This window comes from Rhodopseudomonas sp. BR0C11 (assembly GCF_010820945.1).
GTDB classification, from domain to species: domain Bacteria; phylum Pseudomonadota; class Alphaproteobacteria; order Rhizobiales; family Xanthobacteraceae; genus Rhodopseudomonas; species Rhodopseudomonas palustris_H.
The window spans coordinates 1-1,134 of the sequence record NZ_QTKI01000728.1; the positions used below are offsets into that span (position 1 = coordinate 1).

At 66.4% G+C, this 1,134-nt stretch carries 2 protein-coding genes; both read right to left on the reverse strand.

Annotation, left to right across the window (positions count from 1 at the left end; translation table 11 throughout):
- Positions 1-33: 33 nt before the first annotated feature.
- The gene (locus DYI24_RS26930; protein WP_164574498.1) at positions 34-744 is read right to left on the reverse strand and encodes a nitrogen fixation protein NifQ; all 711 of its coding nucleotides are present in this window, start codon (positions 742-744) and stop codon (positions 34-36) included.
- Between the two features lie 17 nt (positions 745-761).
- The gene (fdxB, locus tag DYI24_RS26935; RefSeq protein WP_107346155.1) at positions 762-1,073 is read right to left on the reverse strand and encodes a ferredoxin III, nif-specific; all 312 of its coding nucleotides are present in this window, start codon (positions 1,071-1,073) and stop codon (positions 762-764) included.
- Positions 1,074-1,134 lie beyond the last annotated feature (61 nt).

The window sequence follows — 1,134 nt, forward strand, 5'->3', positions numbered from 1 at the left end:
CTCCAAGGGAGGGTGAAGAGCGGCGTCACTGCGTCAAGCCACGCTAGCCGTCCGCAGTTCAACCTCGCGGCGGCGGATCGCCATCCGGCTTTCGCCGCTCTCTTCACCGAAGCACTCCGCGAAGTCGCCGCACTGCGAGCAGACCGGGGTGCTACACATCACCATACCGTCGTCTTCGCAGAGCTTGCGATAGAAGAACCGCTTCCAGCGCATGTTGCGGGTGTTGTCGCGGGCCAGCGGCTCGAAATGCCGCATCAAGAGCCGGCTCAGCTCGGCGCGGCTGCGCAGGCCGAGATCTTCCCACAGATGCTCCGGCTGCATTGCCCGGCGCGCCACCATCGCAGCGAGCCAACGACCGACGTCGCCCGAGGTCGAGCGATGCTTGAGCAGCAGGTCGCGAACCATGCCGGCTTCCTCGTCCTCGTCGTGCTCGCCGACCGCCAGCACTGACAACAGGACCGAGACGTGCGGGAACCAGCCGACGATCAGCGCCGCGAAATCGTCGGCCGTCAGACCGCTGGACTCCGTGATCGAGCCGGGTTCGGTGACCGCAACCGACAGGATCGACGCCAGCACGTGACGATCGAATGCCCGATCGTCATCGATCTGGGCTTCGGCCGGGGTGCAGCCGGTCAAGGCCCGGTACACCACCGCCGGAGAGGACGCGAAGCTCGACGCCGTCACGCGCAGCGGCAGCGCCGCTGCCGTCGCGCCTGCCGCCTGGATTCCCGCTGCGCCGAGCATGTCCGTCGCTCCTTTGCTTAGAGCCCGAGTTCGCTAGCCTTGACGTGGGTCTGGCATGCCTTCGGGCAGACCCGGACGCAAGCCGAGCAGCCGATGCAATTGCCGGCCGCGTCGAGGACCATCACCTTGCGGACGAACTCCTCGTCATCGTCATCATCATCGAGCGAACAGGCGACCAGTTCGCCCTCCTCGTTGACGCCCATCAGATGCATCACGTCGCGCGAGCACACCTTGTGACAGCGGCCGCAACCAATGCACTTCTTGTCGTCGATCGCGGTGAGGTAAGTCGGTTCCCACGGCTGGCCGTCGCGGGTGGAAAAGATCGCCATTGTTCGCTCCTGCGCGCGGCTCGCGGCCGCGCCGTTTGGGCTGAGGCGCTCGGCCGCGATC

Excerpts from the sequence above, each read along its gene's own strand:
- DYI24_RS26930 (WP_164574498.1), bottom strand. The coding sequence starts at position 744 with ATGCTCGGCGCAGCGGGAATCCAGGCGGCAGGCGCGACGGCAGCGGCG.
- fdxB (WP_107346155.1), bottom strand. The coding sequence starts at position 1,073 with ATGGCGATCTTTTCCACCCGCGACGGCCAGCCGTGGGAACCGACTTAC.